The 18,510-nt window shown below is 67.9% G+C and carries 16 protein-coding genes; 13 read left to right on the top strand and 3 right to left on the bottom strand.

The window, feature by feature from the left end:
* Nucleotides 1–30: 30 nt before the first annotated feature.
* A complete protein-coding gene (locus ACFFHU_RS07985) occupies nucleotides 31–603 on the bottom strand; it encodes a flavoprotein (RefSeq protein WP_377337046.1) in 573 nt (190 codons plus the stop codon).
* Nucleotides 600–1,949 carry a hypothetical protein gene (locus ACFFHU_RS07980; protein ID WP_377337045.1) on the bottom strand — a complete coding sequence of 450 codons (1,350 nt, stop codon included), beginning with the start codon at nucleotides 1,947–1,949 and terminating at the stop codon, nucleotides 600–602. The genes ACFFHU_RS07985 and ACFFHU_RS07980 overlap by 4 nt, the downstream gene beginning before the upstream one ends.
* A 419-nt stretch (nucleotides 1,950–2,368) precedes the next feature.
* Between ACFFHU_RS07980 and amcA (ACFFHU_RS07975) the strand changes: the two genes are divergently transcribed.
* The 5 genes from amcA (ACFFHU_RS07975) to ACFFHU_RS07955 all read left to right on the top strand — a co-directional run bounded on the left by amcA (ACFFHU_RS07975) (nucleotide 2,369) and on the right by ACFFHU_RS07955 (nucleotide 4,937).
* Complete coding sequence (amcA, locus tag ACFFHU_RS07975; protein WP_377337044.1) at nucleotides 2,369–2,533, top strand: multiple cyclophane-containing RiPP AmcA; 165 nt, start codon at nucleotides 2,369–2,371, stop codon at nucleotides 2,531–2,533.
* On the top strand, nucleotides 2,530–2,859 hold the full coding sequence (locus ACFFHU_RS07970; RefSeq protein WP_377337043.1) for a hypothetical protein: 330 nt from the start codon (nucleotides 2,530–2,532) through the stop codon (nucleotides 2,857–2,859). Before amcA (ACFFHU_RS07975) ends, ACFFHU_RS07970 begins: the two co-directional genes overlap by 4 nt.
* On the top strand, nucleotides 2,856–3,983 hold the full coding sequence (amcB, locus tag ACFFHU_RS07965) for a cyclophane-forming radical SAM peptide maturase AmcB (protein WP_377337042.1): 1,128 nt from the start codon (nucleotides 2,856–2,858) through the stop codon (nucleotides 3,981–3,983). The genes ACFFHU_RS07970 and amcB overlap by 4 nt, the downstream gene beginning before the upstream one ends.
* 12 nt (nucleotides 3,984–3,995) lie before the next feature.
* Complete coding sequence (gene amcA / locus ACFFHU_RS07960) at nucleotides 3,996–4,178, top strand: multiple cyclophane-containing RiPP AmcA (RefSeq protein ID WP_377337041.1); 183 nt, start codon at nucleotides 3,996–3,998, stop codon at nucleotides 4,176–4,178.
* A gap of 72 nt (nucleotides 4,179–4,250) precedes the next feature.
* A complete protein-coding gene (locus ACFFHU_RS07955) occupies nucleotides 4,251–4,937 on the top strand; it encodes a pentapeptide repeat-containing protein (protein WP_377337040.1) in 687 nt (228 codons plus the stop codon).
* 96 nt (nucleotides 4,938–5,033) lie between these two features.
* On the opposite strand, the gene ACFFHU_RS07950 is transcribed toward ACFFHU_RS07955, so the two are convergent.
* Entirely contained in the window at nucleotides 5,034–5,531 is a 498-nt protein-coding gene (locus ACFFHU_RS07950) for an NUDIX domain-containing protein (protein ID WP_377337039.1), read from the bottom strand.
* Between the two features lie 1,044 nt (nucleotides 5,532–6,575).
* Between ACFFHU_RS07950 and ACFFHU_RS07945 the strand changes: the two genes are divergently transcribed.
* The 8 genes from ACFFHU_RS07945 (at nucleotide 6,576) to ACFFHU_RS07910 (ending at nucleotide 18,366) form a co-directional block, all read left to right on the top strand.
* Entirely contained in the window at nucleotides 6,576–7,463 is an 888-nt protein-coding gene (locus ACFFHU_RS07945; protein WP_377337038.1) for a replication-relaxation family protein, read from the top strand.
* 405 nt (nucleotides 7,464–7,868) lie between these two features.
* Nucleotides 7,869–8,654, top strand: a complete 786-nt coding sequence (locus ACFFHU_RS07940; RefSeq protein WP_377337037.1) for a DUF2637 domain-containing protein — start codon at nucleotides 7,869–7,871, stop codon at nucleotides 8,652–8,654.
* On the top strand, nucleotides 8,629–9,039 hold the full coding sequence (locus tag ACFFHU_RS07935; protein WP_377337036.1) for a hypothetical protein: 411 nt from the start codon (nucleotides 8,629–8,631) through the stop codon (nucleotides 9,037–9,039). The genes ACFFHU_RS07940 and ACFFHU_RS07935 overlap by 26 nt, the downstream gene beginning before the upstream one ends.
* A complete protein-coding gene (locus tag ACFFHU_RS07930) occupies nucleotides 9,036–10,508 on the top strand; it encodes a tyrosine-type recombinase/integrase (RefSeq protein ID WP_377337035.1) in 1,473 nt (490 codons plus the stop codon). The genes ACFFHU_RS07935 and ACFFHU_RS07930 overlap by 4 nt, the downstream gene beginning before the upstream one ends.
* Nucleotides 10,509–10,778: 270 nt before the next feature.
* Nucleotides 10,779–13,160 (top strand): type I restriction-modification system subunit M, encoded by a 2,382-nt coding sequence (locus tag ACFFHU_RS07925; RefSeq protein WP_377337034.1) that lies wholly within the window; start codon nucleotides 10,779–10,781, stop codon nucleotides 13,158–13,160.
* Nucleotides 13,153–14,367, top strand: coding sequence for a restriction endonuclease subunit S (locus ACFFHU_RS07920; protein WP_377337033.1), 1,215 nt, complete (start codon nucleotides 13,153–13,155; stop codon nucleotides 14,365–14,367). The genes ACFFHU_RS07925 and ACFFHU_RS07920 overlap by 8 nt, the downstream gene beginning before the upstream one ends.
* A 19-nt stretch (nucleotides 14,368–14,386) precedes the next feature.
* Nucleotides 14,387–17,647 carry a type I restriction endonuclease subunit R gene (locus ACFFHU_RS07915; RefSeq protein ID WP_377337032.1) on the top strand — a complete coding sequence of 1,087 codons (3,261 nt, stop codon included), beginning with the start codon at nucleotides 14,387–14,389 and terminating at the stop codon, nucleotides 17,645–17,647.
* Nucleotides 17,644–18,366, top strand: a complete 723-nt coding sequence (locus tag ACFFHU_RS07910) for a M48 family metallopeptidase (RefSeq protein WP_377337031.1) — start codon at nucleotides 17,644–17,646, stop codon at nucleotides 18,364–18,366. The genes ACFFHU_RS07915 and ACFFHU_RS07910 overlap by 4 nt, the downstream gene beginning before the upstream one ends.
* The last annotated feature ends 144 nt before the right edge of the window (nucleotides 18,367–18,510 follow it).

The following is an 18,510-nucleotide window of genomic DNA, read 5'->3' as shown; positions in this document are numbered from 1 at the left end:
GACGTGACACGGCAGATGCTTCCCTCACGGTCAGGGGCGGCCGGACATGGTCGATCCTGCTCCCTGGACAAGCTCGACTGCCGTACCGAACGCCGCCGCCCACGGGAAGGCTTTCTGCCGTTCGCTGCCACTGCCGGGTGGGTGCGGCTCCCATCCGTCCTGCGGGCCGAGCAGGATGTGGATCCCCTCGTCACGCAGGGCCGCCACCGCCCGTAGGAAGGGCGCCCGTGCGGCGAGGGCGGCGTTGACGAAGGGGACGATGACGGTGGGTACCTTCCGTCCGATGAGTTCGGCGATCGAGGTCATGGCGTAGTTGTCGGCCAGGCCGAGGGCGATCTTGTTGATCGAGTTGTAGGTCGCGGGTGCGATGACCAGGGCGTCGGCGGGCGGTAGCGTCCTGCGGGCGCCGGATGATGGCCGGTAGCTGGACCGGACGGGGCTGCCGGTTGCTGCCTCGACCGCTGCCGAGTCGATGAAGTCCTGGGCGTTGGGGGTTGCGGTGATGGCCACCGTCCATCCCCGCGTGCCGGCGATCTGGGTCAGTTGAAGGACGTCCGTGGCGGGGCCGGCGCCGCAGACGACGACCTGGAGGTGACCGGTCATAGCCGGATCCGGGCGTCGTGGGCGAAGCCGACGGCGGCGGCACGGACCGAGCCTTTGGCGAGCAGGGCCAGGTCTTCGACGATGCGGTGGACCGCCGGGCGGCAGCGGACCTCCTCGGGTGCAACCTCGTATGCGGTGTGCAGTGCGCTGAGGCCGTGCTCGTAGCGGCCCCACTGGGTGTAGGCGCGTGCCACGTCCACGAACAGGGACGCCTTCCGCTCGGCCAGGAGGACTTTCTCCAGCGGGACCGTCCGGGCGATCGCGATGGCCGTTCCGGCGTCGCCGACGGTCAGGGCGATGTTGACCCGGTGCAGCAGGACGTTGGTGGCGCCGAACCCGGTCCACCGATCGTTGCCGTCGTAGCCGAGCCGGGCGGCGGCGCGGCTGCCCTCCTCGAGCATGGCCTGCGCGGTGTCCCGGTCGTCGGCGCGGGCGGCGGCGATCGCCCCGCGCAGGACCAGGGCGCCGTAGACGGCCACCGCATCGGTCGACCCGAGACGGGTGTCCCTATCGAGCGACTGGGCTGCGGCGCGGGCAAGGGCTACCGCCTGGGTGTCGTGGCCGTTGCTCATCAGGGCGTGGGTCATGATCCGGGCGCTGGCGGCGATGGCCACCGGGTCCCGGCTCGTGCCTGCGGCTCGGCTGCTTCGCTCCGCCGCCACCAGCGCCATCCCTGTGTCGCCCACCTTGAGCAGGACGCTGCCGACAACGTGATAGAGGTCCGCCGCCAGGATCTCAACTCGCGCCCGCTGTTCACCGTCGGCTCCGGTGCGGGTCGGATCGAGGGCCGGCAGCAGCGTGACGAGCCGGCCGAGAACCCGCTCGTACCGGCAGCCCTGATAGTCGGCCTTCGCGGTGGCCACAGCACGGGCGAGCTGCTGGACGGGCAGCGCCGACATGGTCGACCGCGAAGGGGAGACGAGCGCGGCCAGTAACGGCGCGACGTCGGGCACGGCCGCGATACCGGCAGCTGCTCCCCGTAGAAGATCTCTCCGTCGCACGTCACCACCCGAGCCCGAGTCGCCGTCTCCGCCATCGCCATCGCCATCGCCAGTATCCGCACGCAGGCTGGCGACGGCTGGCCCGGCGCCGGCCGGTGCACCGCTGGTGCCGGCCGCCCGCAAGGCCTCGAAGCGTTCCCGCGCCTCGGGTGTGGCTCGGGCCAGCACGGTGTCCAGCGCGGCCTGCATGTCCGCGCGGGGAAGCACCCTGTCGCCGTGACTGCTCCACTTGGCCACGGTCCGCCGTGCCGCGCCGAGGTGCTCGGCGAAGGCGGTGACGCTCATCCGCAACGCATTGCGCAGCGCGTTCGCGTCCCGGCCGGTCCAGGTCGTCACCGTAGCCATCACACATCCCTCCGGAACGAACAGTCCCCGGCGGACGTGATGGTACCGGCACATCGGGTGACGACAGGTGCACCGCGGGTGCACCGGCAGGACATTCCGTCCGCCCACCGTCCGAGCCAGCCTGGACATGCCGGCGCGCCGCTCCGCAGCGGCGCACCGACGGCCAGCGGCAACCTCAGGGAGAGCCAGATGGACGTGCCCCACGGCGAACGGTCGGACCGCGACCCGACGCACCGGCAAGTGCTCGCGCCGGGCACTCCGTCGACCGCCCGGGTGACTCCCCGTTCGCGTACCGCCATCGGGGCTGCGCGGGCGGGTGGCCGGCGGTCTGCTCCCAGCCGTTGGCCGACGGCGGTGGGCTTGCCGGCACGCCGGCAAGCCCACCGCACACAGCGGCCAGCGCCGGCCGGAGGCCGACCATGACGGTGTACATGTCGCGGTACGCCGCGACCGGCGAACTGACGCCAATACGCGCAACGGGGGATCCGGCGTCGACACGGCCGCGCCCGGCCGATCCGCCGCTGCTGACGCACGTCTGGCGGATCGTGTTCGAGCGGCAGTCGCGCGGGAGTGACCGTCGATGACCAGCGACCGCGTATCAGCCGCCGCGACGCCGAAGGTACCGCCGGAACACCTCCCGCTGCGTCCGCTGTGGCTGTGCCGGGCCTGCGGGCAGCCCTGGCCGTGCGGGCGGGCCAAGCTCGCCTTGTTGACCTGCTACCAGGACAGCCGGCTCAACCTGCTCATCTATCTGGCCGGCCTGCTCCACGAGGCCATCGACGACCTGCACCGGCTCCACCCGAGCACCACTGGCGACGTACGGGACCTGTTCGACCGGTTCCTCGGCTGGCCGGCCCGTCGCCGCGTCGGCTCGTACACTGCCGAACCGCAGACGCCGGAGGAGACATGACCGTCCGGGACATCGGGATCATCGCCAAGACGGGGCAGCCGGCCATCGCCGGAAGCTTCCATACCCTGGTTCTGCAACCCACGAGCTTCTGCAACCTGGACTGCACCTACTGCTACCTGCCGGACCGGCGATCGCGCCGGCTCATGCCGGTGCCCGTCGCGACCGCCTGCGCCCGGTCGGTCGAGCAGCAGCGCAGCGTCCACCCGGTGAGCGTGGTGTGGCACGGCGGCGAGCCCACCGCCACACCGATCGACCACTTCCGTGAGCTGCTCGCCCCATTCGAGGAACTCCGGCGGGCTGGACGGGTGCGCCACGAGATCCAGACGAACGCGACGCTGATCAACCAGCGGTGGTGCGACCTGTTCGCCGCCTACGAGTTCGAGATCGGTGTGAGCATCGACGGGCCCGACTCGCTCAACCTCAACCGCCTTGACCGGGCCGGGCACGCGACGACCGCCCGGACGATCCGTGGCATGAGCGCCCTGGCCGAGGCCGGCCTGCAGTACTCGGTGATCTGCGTCGTCACACCCGAAACCATCGACCACCCGGACGAGCTGGTCGCGTTCTTCACCGACCTGCCCGGCTGCGAGTCGGTGGGCTTCAACATCGAGGAGCAGGAAGGCGCCGCCCGCACAGCGGTGTCGGAGGAGGCCGCGTACCAGTTCTGGAGCCGACTGGTCCGGCACCGGCTCGCCGGCGGTCGGCTGCGGATCCGCGACCTGGATCGGCTGGCGGACTATCTCGGCGCCACCCGCGCCGGCCGCGCCGACCACGGCCCGTACGAGCCGATCCCCACGGTCGGCCACGACGGCCGGACGGTCCTGCTGTCACCGGAGCTGCTCGGCATCACCAGCCCGCGGTACGCAGACTTCATCGCCGGCAACGTCCGCTACGAGCCCATCGGCGGCATGCTCGCCCGCGCTCGGGAGCTGCGGTACGTCGCTGAGTTCGTCGCGGCGCTTGACGACTGCGCCGACCAATGCGCCTTCTACGACTTCTGCCGGGGCGCCCAGGCTGGTAACCGCTACTTCGAACACGGCACCTTCACCGCCCGAGAGACCGCCTACTGCCGCACCACCCGGCAAGCCCTGATCCGCGCCGCCGCGGATCAGCTCACCCCTTGAAGGAGGACCATCATGACCGACAGTCTCGCCGCGCTTCTGGACGCGCCACCGGACCGCCTCGCCCTGCTCGGCGTCGATCCGGAGCGGGCGGTAGCGTCGATCGACGCGGCGAAGTTCGACAACCGCCCCACCTGGGGCAACAAGGGAAAGTTCGACAGCCGCCCCGGCTGGGACAACTGGAACAAGAAGAAGTAGCCCCGCCGACCGGCGGTCGCTTCCACGCGCGGGGTGGCACGCCCACCCCGCGCCCGGACAGGTTGGACAGACATGCGGACCACCACCGCGGGCGACGTGACGATCCTCCTGCCCGACCTCGACCCAGACGACCTCGACCCGGTCACCGACCTGCCCGACGACGACATCCGCGACGGGCTCGTACAGGACGTCACCTGGCGGGGTCGACAAATCGAGGACCAAAGCATCCGAGGCTGCCAGATCACCGCCGCGGACCTAGGTGAGATCACCTGGGAAGGCGGTACCCTCTACGGCTGCGAGATCTCCCGGACGGACCTGTCCGGAGCGGCCCTCACCGGTGTCACCATCGAGCGGTGCGCGATCACCGGCTCCCGTTTCACCGGAACCCGGCTCATCGACGTGCGGCTCAAGGACGTGCTGTTTGACAACTGCCGGTTCGACTACGCCACCCTCAGCCGGGTCAGCGCCGCCGGATCGGTCGCCTTCACCGACTGCACCCTCGCCCACGGCACCTGGTCATCCTGCCGCCTGGCCGGGATCGCATTGCGGACGTGCGACCTGAGCCACCTGGAACTGGACTCCTGCCGTCTCGACGGCGCCGACCTGCGGGGCAGCCGGCTGCACGCCCTCGCGGCGCCGCTGGACGATCTGCGCGGCGTCGTCCTCACCGAGGACCAGCTGCCCGACCTGACTCGAATGGCCGTCGACGCCCTGGGCATCGACGTCCGCACCGACTCAGCTGCCGACCGCAACCACTGACGCTGTCGGCTGCCGGATCGATGGGGCGGTGTCCGCGACACCGGGCGGACGGCCTTGTCGCGGCGGCGGCCATCGGCCCTGGTCCGGTCGTGTCGGCTACCTGGGCGGGAACGCGGCACCATCTTCGAGGTAGACGCCGCCCCGCCCGATCGCGTCGACCGCCGCGGCGAACCGCCGAGCCAACCGAGGGATTAACACCTCGCTCAGGCGCTCCGGCTCGACGAACTCGAACCGATCCAGCTCCGCCGGGCACAGCCGGATCATCGCAATCTGGTCCGCGGTCAGGACTCCACCGTCGAATACGAACATGAGTCCGCCGTCCCAGGGCGGCTTCGGTGGCACCCAGTCGATGCACAGCAGCGCTCCGGTCGCCACCGAGAGGCCTAGTTCTTCCTGGATCTCGCGTGTGCAGGCGTCCGCGGGGGACTCGTCTGGCTCCACCATCCCGCCGGGGATCTCCCACACGTCCTTGTAGGTCGGATGGACCACCAGCACCCGGCCGGTCTGGTCGCGGAGGATCCCGCCGGCCGCTGCGCGGACCCGCGTCACGCCGGCGATGTAGGCGAGGTCGGGTTCGGTCTGTGTCTCGGCCACGCGAACGACCCTACGGGCTGGCCCCCGGGCGAGCGGCTCGTTACCGGAGGAAGACGGCCATGCCGGGCCGGCTGGTGGTCCGCTCCTGGTATCGCTGGCCGGTGCGGCGTCTCAGAAAATGAGACATCCGCAGATATGGGTCAAGATTCTTCTGCCTGTTTCGGCGGGGAATCCGTGCCATTGGCGACCAGTACGGGTTAACGGGTGCTACCGCGTCCGGCTGGGTCCGGGAACGTCATGATCGGCTGCTGGCGATGCTGGTTGACAGGGCGTCGGCGGCGGAGGCGTACTGGTACGCACGTGACCGCGTGGCGGTCCGCCCGTCGGGTTCGATCGGTCTGGTGACGCTCCTTGGGGAGCGTCGCCGGTCGTTCGGGGCTCGGGATTGGGCGGGGCCGTCGACGGGTCTGAGTGACAGGGGGTTCGCGATGAAGGATCTTGCTCCGGCGGGTTGAGCCGACGCCTACCCGGGCCGTCGTGGTGTTGACGGCTCGTGGGGATTCTGTCCCAGGCGACCCCGCCCGGCGGCGCCATGCCGCCCTGCCCGCCGTTTCTCCCTCGCTGTTTCCGTTCCTGACGCGGCTTCGCTGCTCGTGGTCGTGTCGATCGCTGCTGCCCTGATCCGCGCTCGGGTCGACCGGTACGCCGGTCGGCGTGTTCGTTGACAACTCCACAGTGCCTTCTGTCGCGGTCTCCCGCACCCGCCTGTGGCTGCGGCCTATCCCTTCGGCGTCGCGACTGTCGCCGTCCTCGTCTTCTTCGATCAAGGAGTTCCCGTGTGTCCCGTACGTCTCGTCTCTCTACGCCCCGGCCTTCGGCCGGTGGCGGTGACAGATCCCGTCTTGATCCCCGTTGCGGGGTCCGGGTTGGCGTCCGGGTTGAGGTCAGTCTTCACCCGGACCCCGGAACGGACCCCCCTGTTTCGTCTCACGCCGCAGGCGGGCCGGCTGTCAGCACGGTCGGCTTGTCCTGCGACAGACCCTCACTGGTCTCGGGTCTCTCCCCGGGGACCGGTGTTCCGCATCAGGAAGGAGGTGGTGGCCGGTGGATGATCCGGTCCTTCGGGTTCAGTCCCAGCTGACCGGTCGGGACCGGGTGCTGCTGGGCTGGTTGTACGACCACGGCGTGTTGACGTCGTTCCAGCTCGCGCACGCCCTGTTCCCGTCGCTGGATTTCTGTCAGCGGCGGCTGCGGACCCTGTACCGGCTGCGTCTGGTGGCCCGGTTCCGGCCGCAGCGGGCCGACGGCGGCTCGTACCCGTACCACTACGTCATCGACCAGCTCGGCGCCGAGGTCGTCGCCGCGGCCCGGGATGAGCGGCCACCGCGGCGGGACCACGCCCGGGTGGAGCGGCGGCGCTGGACCTCGACCCGCAGCCTCGCCCACCGCCTGGGGGTGAACGGGTTCTTCACCGACCTGGCCGGCCACGCCCACACCCATCCCGGCACGGCGTTGGTGGAGTGGTTGCCGGAGGTGGTGTGCCAGCGCGCCGGAACGTTCATACAGCCGCAGGATCCGGCGCTGCTGCGCGCGTACCAGCCACGGGTGCGTCCGGACGGCTACGGCCGGTGGGCAGATGGCGGTATGGAGGTGCCGTTCTTCCTGGAGTACGACACCGGCGGCGAGCAGTTGTCGATCCTGGCCGGCAAGGTGGCCGGCTACCGGGAGCTGTTCGGCACGCTCGGACGCGTGTGGCCCGTGCTGTTCTGGCTGCACTCGGCCGCCCGAGAGCGCAACCTGCGCCGTGTCCTGGCCGACCTGCCGCTATCGGTGCCGGTCGCCACCGGCGCCCGTGACCACGCCGCGACGGCCGGCCTGGTCCCGGCGGACGCGGTGTGGGCGGTGGCCGGCGGGGGAGGGCAGCGGCTGCGGCTGGTCGACCTGGCCGGGTACGTCGTGGACGCCTCCGGCCGGGCGGGTGAGGCCGCGTGATCGGCCACGGCACGACGGCCGACGGTACCTCCGCTGCGGAGCCGACAGCAACCACCGACATCAGTCACGGATCTGTCGGCAGTGGCCCGGCCGGTACTGACAGACCCGCGCCAGCACCGGCCGTCCGCTCCCACCGCGACGGAACCACGCCACGGTCCGGAGCCGGCGGCGGACGGTCCGCGGGCGGCGTCCGCTCCGGGCGGTCCGCCACCGACGTCCGGTCCCCGTCCTGGCGGTTGCCCGACGACAGCGCGGTCCGCCACCCGGTCCGCCGTGCTCCGGCGGGCGGACCAACCGTTGCCCCGGTCCGAACTGGGGAGGTGATGGGCCACGGCGGCACCGACCCCTGACCCGGACCCTGGTCGGTCCGATAGCCGCGTCGAGGGCGGTGTTCAGGTCGTCATCATGTTGGCCATCGGCGGCGCCGCCGGGGCGGCCAGCTTCACCCACGTGCACAACGTGGCCGCCGCGCACGGTCAGCCCGGCTGGCTGGCCTGGGCCGACGCGATCGTCCTGGAGCTGATGTCCATCGCCTCCGGCCTGGAACTCCGCCGCCGTAAACGCACCCATACTCCGACAAGGTTCCCCGCCGCCGTGCTGGCCTGCGCCGTCACCCTGTCCCTGGCAGCGCAGGTCGTCGAGGCCGAACCCTCGACCATCGGCTGGGTCGCCGCCGCCGTACCCGCGCTCGGGTTTCTCGTCATGGTCAAAGTCGCCCTCGGCCGGACCAGCACCACGACGCCTGCCACCGCCGGCACGATCGGGGACCGGGCGTCGGCCGAGGCCGGACGGACCGTTCCCGACAGCGGACCGGACGAGACCATGCGGTCCGCCGAGCCGGCGGCGGAGCGGCCTGGCACCCGGACCGTCCGCGCACCGGAGCCTCGCCGCCGACGTGGCGGACGGGACCGGAACCGGCGAGCGGACCGCGGACCGTCCGCCCAGCCGTCCGGCAACGCGGTCGAGCTGCTGGCGGCGGCGCGGCAGGTCCGGGACCGGATCGCCTCGGACGGGCAGCCACTGACCCGCGCGGCGCTCGCCGAAGCCCTCCGCGCCGGCGGCCACACCGTGTCCAACACCCGCCTCTCCGAACTGCTCAAGACCCTCAAGGCCGAGTCCTCGGCACCGCACAGCCATCCCTCTCACGACCAGGAGAACCCCGATCATGACCAGCCCCACGAACCTCGCTGACCAGACCACCCATCCCACAACCGACAGCACCACCCCGGCGCCCACGGCAACGGCCCAGGAGGTGTGGACCGTCGAGCGCGTCCGTGCCCTCGGCGTCACCACCACCCTCACCACCACCGCCTCGGTGCTCGGCATCAGCAGATCCCAGGCGTACCGGCTCGCCGCCACCGACCAGTTCCCGCTCCCGCTGATCAGGGCCGGCAGCCGCATCATCGTCCCCGTCGCCGCCCTCCTTCACCTTCTCCAACCCGACCCCGCCGCGACCGGCGGTAGGGGACTTGATGCCGGCGGGAAGGTGAGCGTGGATGCGGTGACCCCGCCGCTAGCGGATTCCACCCGACACCGCTGGCGGCACCACCTGGAGCATCCGGGAGACGACGAGTGAAGGGATCCACCTTCAAACGCTGTAGTTGCCGTGACAGCGTCACGGGCCGGCGACTGGGACGCACCTGCCCCCAGCTACGCCGGCCCGGCGGCGGCTGGTCCCGCACCCACGGCCACTGGCACTGGCAGATTGAGATCCCCGCCCGCGCCGACGGCACCCGCCGTACCCTCCGCCACGGCCCCTACCCCACCCAAGCCGACACCGACACCGTCCTGGACCGCATCCGGGCCGCGCTCGCCGTCCCCGACCCCACCGACCCCCACGCCACCGTCAAGACCGGCGACCTGATCGAGGCCGCCGTCAAGGCCGGGGCGCCCGTCCCCAGCCCAGACCAGGTGCGGCGGGCGCTGCACCTGGACATCACCCCCACCGAACTCCCGACCATGGAGGTGTACCTGACCGACTGGCTCGCCGGGCGCCGGAACATCAAGGCCGGCACGCTGCGCTCCTACGAGGGGCACATCCGGCTGTATCTGATCCCGCACCTCGGGTATCTGCGCATCGACCGGCTCCGGCCCGGACACATCGACGCCATGTACGACGCCATCGCCGAGCGCAACACCACCATCGCCACCCTTCGCGCCAGCCGAGACCCCGCCAAACGCGACCAGGTGAAGAATCAGCGGATCGTCGGCAACCGGACCCTGCACGTCATCCACGCCACCCTGCGCAAGGCCCTCAACGACGCGATGCGCCGCCACCGCTACATCGACACCAACCCCGCCCTCATGGTCGAGCTACCGACGGCCCGAGCACCCAAGCCCACCATCTGGACCGACCAACGGATCCGCACCTGGCGCGACACCGGCAAGTCGCCCAGCCCGGTGATGATCTGGACCCCCGAACACACCGGCAGATTCCTCGACCACACCCACGACGCCGGCGACCGGCTCTACGCCCTCTACCACCTCGTCACCTTCACCGGCCTTCGGCGGGGCGAAGCGTGCGGCCTGCACTGGGACGACCTCGACCTCGACGCCCACACCCTCACCGTCCGCTGGCAACTCGTCCAACACGGCTGGGCCACCGCCATCGACACCCCCAAAACCACCGACAGCGAAGCAGCTGTCGCCCTCGACACCGAGACTGTCGCGGTGCTGCGCGCCCACCGCGCCCGGCAACACCGCGAACGCCTCGGCGCTGGCGCTGCCTGGACCACCACCGGGCTCGTGTTCACCACACCCACGGGCGGCCGGCTCCACCCCGCCGACGTCACTGACCACTTCCACCACCTCGCCACCCAAGCCGGGCTACCACCCATCCGGCTCCACGACCTCCGCCACGGCGCCGCCACCATGGGCTTAGCTGCTGGCGTGCAGATGAAGATCATCTCCAACCGGCTTCGCCACTCCAGCCCCCACTTCACCGCCAAGTTCTACGGCGCCGTACTCCCCGAGCTATCCCGCGCCGCCGCCGAAGCAACCGCATCGGTCGTCCCACGTCGGCGCGGCGCGACGAGGCCGGCGTAATCCGCACACGCCTGTTCGACCGTCGTCAGCAGCCCCCGGCCAGCCGGCGGCGAAGCCGCTGGCCGCTGCCCTACTGCGAGGAGGGCAGCGTGGCGCACATCAGGATGACAACGATCGACTCCATGCGCTGGCTTAGCTGATGATCTTCAGCTACCTCCGCCGCGAGCTTGGCCACACGCCGGCTGACGGGTTGCGGATGGGCACTCTGGTCCCGCTCTAAGCTGAGCGCTGCACGTCAAGCTTGGGACGTGCGGACGGAGAGTGGATCACGTGCGGAAGCTGACCCTGCCCCAGCTAGAGCGGCATCTGTTCGCGGCAGCGGACATCCTGCGGGGCAAGATGGATGCCTCGGAGTTCAAGGAGTACATCTTCGGGATGCTGTTCCTAAAGCGCGCGTCGGACATGTTCGACGCCGAACGGGAGCGAGTTGTCGCACGCTACGCCGACCGTGGCCTGCAGGAGGCCGAGCACCGCGCCGAACAGCCGGAGTCGTACCGGGAGGCGTTTTTCGTCCCGCAGATCGCTCGCTGGAACCACCTTCGCCAGCTTCACGACAACGTAGGCGACGGCATCAACAAGGCACTGGCCGCCTTGGAGGACGCCAACCCCGACTCGCTGGAGGGGGTCGTCCAGCACATCGACTTCAACCGGCAGGTCGGCAACTCGCGCATCTCGGACAAAAAGCTTCGGGATCTGATCGCACACTTCGGCCGGCACCGGCTACGCACCGAGGACTTCGAGTTCCCGGACCTCCTGGGTGCCGCGTACGAGTATTTGATCAAGGAGTTCGCGGACTCGGCCGGCAAGAAGGGCGGCGAGTTCTACACCCCGAGGGCCGTGGTCCGGATGATGGTCCGGCTGGTCAAGCCGACCGAAGGCATGAGCGTGTACGACCCCTGCTCAGGCTCCGGCGGCATGCTGATCCACGCCAAGGAGTACGTGGAAGAGCACGGCGGCAACCCGCGCAACCTGCTGCTAGCCGGGCAAGAAAATTCCGGCAGCGTCTGGTCAATCTCGAAGATGAATCTGCTGCTGCACGGCATTCCTGACGCGAAGATCGAGAACGACGACACCCTAACCAACCCACGCCACACCCACGGCGGCCAGATCGACCTGTTTGACCGGGTGCTGTCCAACCCACCGTTTTCACTCAACTACTCCAGCGACGGCATGCGCTACAGCAACCGCTTCCGCTGGGGCTGGGCACCGGAGGGCGGCAAGAAAGCCGACCTGATGTTCGTCCAGCATATGGTTGCGGTACTCAAGGCCAACGGCGTCGCAGCCACCGTCATGCCGCACGGCGTGCTGTTCCGTGGTGGAGCCGAGCGGGAAATCCGCACCAACCTACTGAACGACGATGTCATCGAGGCCGTCATCGGCCTTCCGCCGAATCTGTTCTACGGCACCGGCATCCCCGCCTGCGTGCTCGTGCTGCGTGCCCCCGGGTCCAAGCCCCCAGAGCGGGCCGGCCGGGTGCTGTTCATCAACGCCGACCACGAATACGCCGCAGGCCGCGCCCAGAACTACCTGCTTCCCGAGCACATCGAGAAAATTGTCTACGCCTACGAGACGTTCACCGACATCGCCGGCTACGCCCGCGTGGTGACTCGCGAGGAGCTGCGGGACAACGACGACAATCTCAACATTCGGCGGTACGCCGACAGTGCCCCACCGCCAGAGCCGCAGGACGTACGCGCCCACCTCCACGGCGGCGTGCCGAGGGCCGAAGTCGCAGCGAAGGCCGGCCTGCTCACCGCCCATGGATTCACGACTGATGCCGTATTCGACGACCGGGATGACGCCTACCTCAACTTTGCTGCCGGCATAGACCGAGCGGACCTCGCGGCGCTAGTTACCGACCACATGGGGGTCCGCACACGCGAAGCCGAACTCATCGCTGCCAAGCAAGAGTGGTGGGAAGAGCACTGCAAGCTGATCATCGAGCTTCCGTCCACCAAGCGGCTGATGGCAGCACGAGCAGAGTTGATCGATTCCTTCACAAGCGCGCTGCTGCCAGTAGGGTTGCTCGACCGGTTCCAGCTCGTCGGCGTGATTGTGCGTTGGTGGGACGCCCATCAGTACAACTTGCGCACGTTGGCCACCCACGGTTTTGGTGCGGTCGTGGATGGCTGGCTTGTCACGATCGAAACCGCTCTGGGTGACGACGCCCCTTACCGCCACCCGCTCCCACTGCGACTCTTGCCGGACTATCTGGAGGAACTTGCCGCCCTCGATTTGCAACGGGCTGCGCTGGAAGCTCAAGCGAAGGTAGCTGTTGGCTCCATCGACGAAGATGAAGATCCGGAAGAGATAGAGGACACGGCAAGCCCTGCCGAAATCAAACGCGTCAAGGCAGAGCTGACCGCAGTGAAGAAGCGTCAGCGTGCTCTTCAGGGTCAGTTTGCTGCGAACCTTGCCAAGGCCCGCGGCACGCTGACCAGCCCGCAAGAGCAAGACCTCGTTATGAGTATCTGGCTCGACGACCTGACAACTCACCTCGAGGGCTATGCCGCCCGCCATCGTCGCCGAATAGCCTTTGCCTTGGAGACGTGGTGGGACAAGTATGCTGTTTCTCTGACTAACCTCGAAGCCAACCGCACCACTGCTGCAAGCCAGCTCGATGCCTACCTCCGGGTGCTAGGCTATGTCTAGATATCCTAATGACTGGCAACATGTCCGCCTTGCCGATTCCGGGCACTGGCTCTCTGGTGGCACTCCGAATACGGCTTTTCCCCCTTATTGGAACGGGAGCATTCCCTGGATTAGTGCGGCCAGCTTAAAAAGCTTTCACATAACCGACTCGGATCGTAGAATTACCCCACTCGGGGCTCGTTCAGGGAGTCGCATGGTCCCTCCGAACACCGTGCTGTTCGTTGTCCGGGGGATGAGCCTAAAGAGCGAGTTCCGAGTGGGCGTCACAGAGCGGGAGGTCGCCTTCGGGCAGGATTGCAAGGCGATCATCCCCCGCCCAGACATTGACTCCAAATTCCTGGCCTATTCCCTGAGAGCCAATGCTAGCCGAGTGCTCTCCATGGTGGATGAAGCCGGACATGGCACTGGTCGACTTCCGACGGATCAGCTCGGGGCGCTAACGATTGGTGCCCCTAAAAGGTCGGAACAACGTCAAATCGTGAAAGTCCTAGAGTCACTGGACGATTCGATTGAATCTACCGCGCGCCTGATAAATAAGAAGGAGAAACTTCGCGACGGGACCCTGCTGCAGTTCTTTCAGTCAATCGAGTCGGCCAGTGACTCGATTGTCCTCGCGAATCTCAGAAGGGGCGATTCGCCGATTCTGAAGATCGGACCGTTCGGATCCTCCTTGAAAGGACGCGACTGGGTTCAGTCGGGTGTTCCAGTTATAACGATTGGATCCCTCGGTGTCGGTCGCTTCCACGTCGATGAACTTCTACACATTACGCCCTCGAAGGCAAACTTGCTTTCGGCATATCGAGTGCGCGTCGGTGATGTGGTATTTTCCCGAGTTGCCGACGTTGGGCGGTCTGTGGTGATTGGGCGGGATCAGGAAGGCTGGATCATGTCGTCCAACCTTCTGCGAATATCGGCCGATCCCGACATCGTGAGGCCGACGTTCCTGCAGCTCTCGCTCGCGCACTCGCCACGAGTTCGAGGACAGTTGCGCGCCACTACCAATAGCAGCGGCCGCGACGTCACGAGCGCACGTATTATCGCAGCACTCAGCATCGATGTTCCGCCGCGGCCACAGCAAGATCTGATCTGCAGCGCCTGGCAGGCCGCGACTGCAGCCATCGCTGCTGAACGAGCTCAGCTAGCGAAGCTACGGAGCTTGAAGGAGGGTTTGGTGGAGGACCTCACGACGGGGCGAGTCCGCCTCTAGGCGCGGAAGGGGCAGCATCGTGGGTTCAGGGTCGGAGTATGAACGGGTCGAGCGGCCGCTGGTACGTCAACTCATTCGCATGGGTTGGCAGCACGTTGAGCCGGACAGGTCCGACCCAGCCTCAGTAGCGGGTCGGACCAGTTTCCGGGAAGTTCTGCTGTTTGAGCGGTTGCGGGCCGCAGTGCGCCGAATCAACCTCGATGGCGACGGCAACGAGTGGCTAGACGACGGCCGCATCAATCAGGCGATCTCCCAGCTCACCCGTCCCCAAGCGACATCACTGCTCGAAATCAACGAGGAGTTGACTGAACTGCTACTCCGCGGCGCTGCCGTGGATGGCGTTGATGGTTGGGACGGTGGCCGAGCCCGTACCGTTCACTTCATCGACTGGACAAGCCCTGACCCACTCGCCAACAATGACTTCCTAGTGGTTAACCAGTTCCGGGTGGATCCACCCGGTGGTCGCGCCCCCATATGGCCGGATGCGGTGTTGTTCATCAATGGCATCCCCTTGGTCGTCGTCGAAGCAAAGTCACCGACCAAGCCGGACCCGATCGGTGAGGCAGTTGAACAGCTTCGCCGATACGCCAACCAGCGCAACTCGGTGGAGCCGGAGGGCAGCGAGCTGCTGTTTCACACTAACCAGTTCGTGGTGGCGAGCAGCTTCGAGACAGCGAAGGCCGGCACGTTCACCGGTCTGGCGGAGCACTACGCCGAATGGAAGACGACTGCGCCCACCCCCGAGGAAGATGTCGCCGGCAGCCTCAGCGTCGCCCAGTTGTCGTCACAGCAGCGCTTGGTCGCGGGCATGCTGCATCCGGCGCGGCTGCTGGACCTGATTCGGCACTTCACCCTGGTCATGCAGCCGGAGGAACGCAAGATCAAGGTTGTGGCGCGGTACCAGCAGTACCGCGCGGTCCGGACGACGATTGAGCGGCTGCTGACCGGCCCGACCCGGGCGCAGGATGGTGAGCACGATAGGCGCGGCGGGATCATCTGGCATACCCAGGGGTCGGGCAAGAGCCTGACCATGGTGTTCCTGGTTAGGGCCATGCGATCGCACCCGGCGCTGGTCGGGTTCAAGGTCGTAGTGGTGACCGACCGTAAGGATCTGCAGAAGCAGCTCGCCGACACAGCGGAGCTGACAGGGGAAACGGTCCGTACGGCGACCAAGGTGGCCAAGGCCAAGGAGCTGCTGGCCACCCCAGGCAAGGCGCTGATCTTCGTGATGGTGCAGAAGTACCGCAACCCCCAGGCGAAGAAGACGGACGACGCTGCACTGAAGAACATCGGTGAGCTGGACAAGTCCGCCGAGGTGCTGGTGTTAATCGACGAGGCGCACCGGTCGCACTCAAACGCGCTACATGCGGCGTTGCAAAAGGCACTGCCCAACGCAGCCAGGGTTGGGTTCACCGGTACGCCGATCATCATGGGTGCAAAGAAGAAGACCCACACGATCTTCGGTGAGTACCTGGACCGGTACGACATCCGCCAGTCCGAGGCCGACGGGGCGACCGTGCCAATCCTGTACGAGGGCCGTACCACCCGCGGCGGGATCAACGACGCTGACGACATCGACGAGTTCATCGACCTTTACGGGCTCACCCGGGAGCAGACCGAGGAGCTGAAGAAGCGGTACGCCACCAAGCGGCACGTCGCCGAGGCCGAGCAGCTCATCGCCGCAAAGGCGGCGAACATGCTTCGCCACTACGTCGAGGTGGTGCTGCCGAACGGCTTCAAGGCGCAGGTGGTGGCCACCAGCCGACTCGCCACCGTCCGCTACCGGACCGCGTTCCTGGCTGCCCGAGACGCCCTGATCGCTGAGCTGGATGCGCTCGATCCGGCGTGGAAGACCGCAGACGCGCTGGAGCGGGTCGATCGGCTGACCGCCAAGCGGGCCCTGCTGGTGCGGGCGTGGCCCCATCGGGACGTCGTCGCGCAGCTCGACTTCGTACCGGTGGTCTCCAGCCGGCAGAATGACAAGTCGCCCATCTTGGAGTGGACCAGCGGGTACGAGCAGGTGGTCGACGACTTCAAGAAGAAGAAGCTGCCCATGCCGGGCGTGCCCGCCGACCAGACCAGCCCTGTGGCGATGCTAATCGTCAACGCCATGCTGCTGACTGGCTTCGACGCACCTCGCGAGCAGGTGCTCTACCTCGATAAGGCGATTCGAGAGGCGGACCTGCTACAGGCCATCGCACGGGTCAACCGCACCACCTCGGGCAAGAGCGTCGGCTACATCGTGGACTACTACGGCGTTGCCCACCACCTGGCGCAGGCGCTGGAAGCGTATGCAGACGACGACATCGACGGCGCGTTGACCAGCCTCAACGACGAGGTACCGAGGCTGGCCGCCGCTCACGCCGCGGTGCGTCAGCTCTTCGCGGGCATCAGCGATTTGAGCACTGTGGCGGCGCAGGACGCCTGCGTGGAGGCGCTGGCCGAGGAGCGGCTGCGGGCCAGGTTCGAGGCAGCACTCAAGGCGTTCAACCGCAGCATGGAGATCGTTTTGCCGTCGGATAAGGCCCTGCCGTATGTGGCCGATGCGAAGGCGTGCGGCGCGATCGCGCTGCTGGCCCGCCGCCGCTACCGCGACCACACGCTGTTCGACGTTCGGGTCTACGGCGAGAAGGTCCGGGCACTGATTGACGCGCACGTCCAATCCCTGGGCATTACCCAGAAGATCCCACCGATCTCCATCACCTCGGCCGACTACGCGGAGAAGGTCAGCGGACTGACCAGCCCGCGCGCCAGGGCATCAGAGATGGAGCATGCCATCCGCCACCACATCGGCGAGCGCATGGACACCGACCCGGCCCACTACCAGCGGCTGTCCGAGCATCTGGAGCAGATCATCAGTCAGCTGCGGGACCAGTGGGAGCAGCTCGCGCTGGCGCTGGCCAACTTCCTACCGGTGGTGACCTCGGGGCGAACCGAGGGCAGCAACGGACTCGAGCCGGGTATCGAGGCACCGTTCCACGACCTCATCGCCCAAGAGTTGGCCGACTACGGCCGGCCGGTCGCCGCCGAGATCGCCGGACCGCTACGGCAGGCCACCATCGACGTCGTACACCTCATCCGCGACGACATACGCCTGGTCGGATTCTGGGACAACCCGCACAAGCGCGAACAGCTCCGCCGGGCGATCATCGCTCGACTGGACGACAGCCGGCTGGAAGACGGCAGCGACCTGTTCAAGTACGCCATGCTGCGACCGCTCGCCGACCGGCTGCTCGAGCTGGCGAAGCACAACCACCACCGGCTGGCATCGTCGCCGTGAGCGTGACCGAAGCACTACCCGACACAATGTTCATTGGTGACCTGCACTTCGCGGTCCGCGAGTCGCCGCGTCGCGCCACCGTCGGCATCACTGTCGACCGGGACGGGTCGCTGTATCTGCAAGCACCTACCGGTTGCCCACCTGAGGCGTTGGCCGCATGGGCGTACTCCAAACGGATGTGGGTCTACCGCAAGCTGGCCGAGAAGGACCTCCTGCTGTCCGCCCGACCAGCTAAGGAGTTCGTCAGCGGGGAAGGGTTCGCCTACCTGGGCCGCGGCCACCGCCTGCTCGTCACCGACACCGACACCGACGAGGTGCGCATGGAACGCGGCCGGCTGCTTCTACCCCGAACGGCGGCGGCCGGCCCAGATCCGAGCGCGTACCTGGTCCGCTGGTATCGCGCTCGGGGCCGGCAGTGGTTGCCGGGTCGGCTACGTCCGTGGACCGACCGAATGGGGCTGTTCCCGACCGGGCTGGACGTGCGGGACCTTGGCTACCGATGGGGATCTCTGAGCGCCAATGGCCGGCTCAACATCCACTGGGCAACCCTGCAACTACCGCCGTCGCTGATCGACTACGTGCTAGTGCACGAGCTCGCGCACGTAGCGCACCCGCAGCACACGCCCGCGTTCTGGGCGACGGTGGAACGGGCAATGCCCGACTACGAGCGCCGGAAGTCCGACCTCCTCGGCGCCGGTGCCCGCCTGTGGATGGGCTGACCGACGTGGACGAAGGTCTCCAGACTGGCTCCAGGAGTGTCGGTGGTCCCAGCCATACTTAACCGAGTGCAGCGATAGTCAGTGACCATCGCTATTCCGCGGCACGTGCGGCCGGGGAGGAACCCACCGGGGGTGCACCTCTTA

This window comes from Plantactinospora siamensis (assembly GCF_042434095.1).
In the GTDB taxonomy this organism is placed as follows: Bacteria; Actinomycetota; Actinomycetes; order Mycobacteriales; family Micromonosporaceae; genus KBS50.
The sequence above is the reverse complement of the archived record's forward strand: the minus strand, read 5'-3'. Positions and strand labels throughout refer to the sequence as shown.

Excerpts from the sequence above, each read along its gene's own strand:
- ACFFHU_RS07980 (WP_377337045.1), bottom strand. The coding sequence starts at position 1,949 with ATGGCTACGGTGACGACCTGGACCGGCCGGGACGCGAACGCGCTGCGC.
- ACFFHU_RS07920 (WP_377337033.1), top strand. The coding sequence starts at position 13,153 with ATGTCTAGATATCCTAATGACTGGCAACATGTCCGCCTTGCCGATTCC.
- ACFFHU_RS07970 (WP_377337043.1), top strand. The coding sequence starts at position 2,530 with ATGACCAGCGACCGCGTATCAGCCGCCGCGACGCCGAAGGTACCGCCG.
- ACFFHU_RS07985 (WP_377337046.1), bottom strand. The coding sequence starts at position 603 with ATGACCGGTCACCTCCAGGTCGTCGTCTGCGGCGCCGGCCCCGCCACG.
- ACFFHU_RS07940 (WP_377337037.1), top strand. The coding sequence starts at position 7,869 with ATGTTGGCCATCGGCGGCGCCGCCGGGGCGGCCAGCTTCACCCACGTG.
- amcA (WP_377337044.1), top strand. The coding sequence starts at position 2,369 with ATGACGGTGTACATGTCGCGGTACGCCGCGACCGGCGAACTGACGCCA.
- amcA (WP_377337041.1), top strand. The coding sequence starts at position 3,996 with ATGACCGACAGTCTCGCCGCGCTTCTGGACGCGCCACCGGACCGCCTC.
- ACFFHU_RS07935 (WP_377337036.1), top strand. The coding sequence starts at position 8,629 with ATGACCAGCCCCACGAACCTCGCTGACCAGACCACCCATCCCACAACC.
- ACFFHU_RS07955 (WP_377337040.1), top strand. The coding sequence starts at position 4,251 with ATGCGGACCACCACCGCGGGCGACGTGACGATCCTCCTGCCCGACCTC.
- amcB (WP_377337042.1), top strand. The coding sequence starts at position 2,856 with ATGACCGTCCGGGACATCGGGATCATCGCCAAGACGGGGCAGCCGGCC.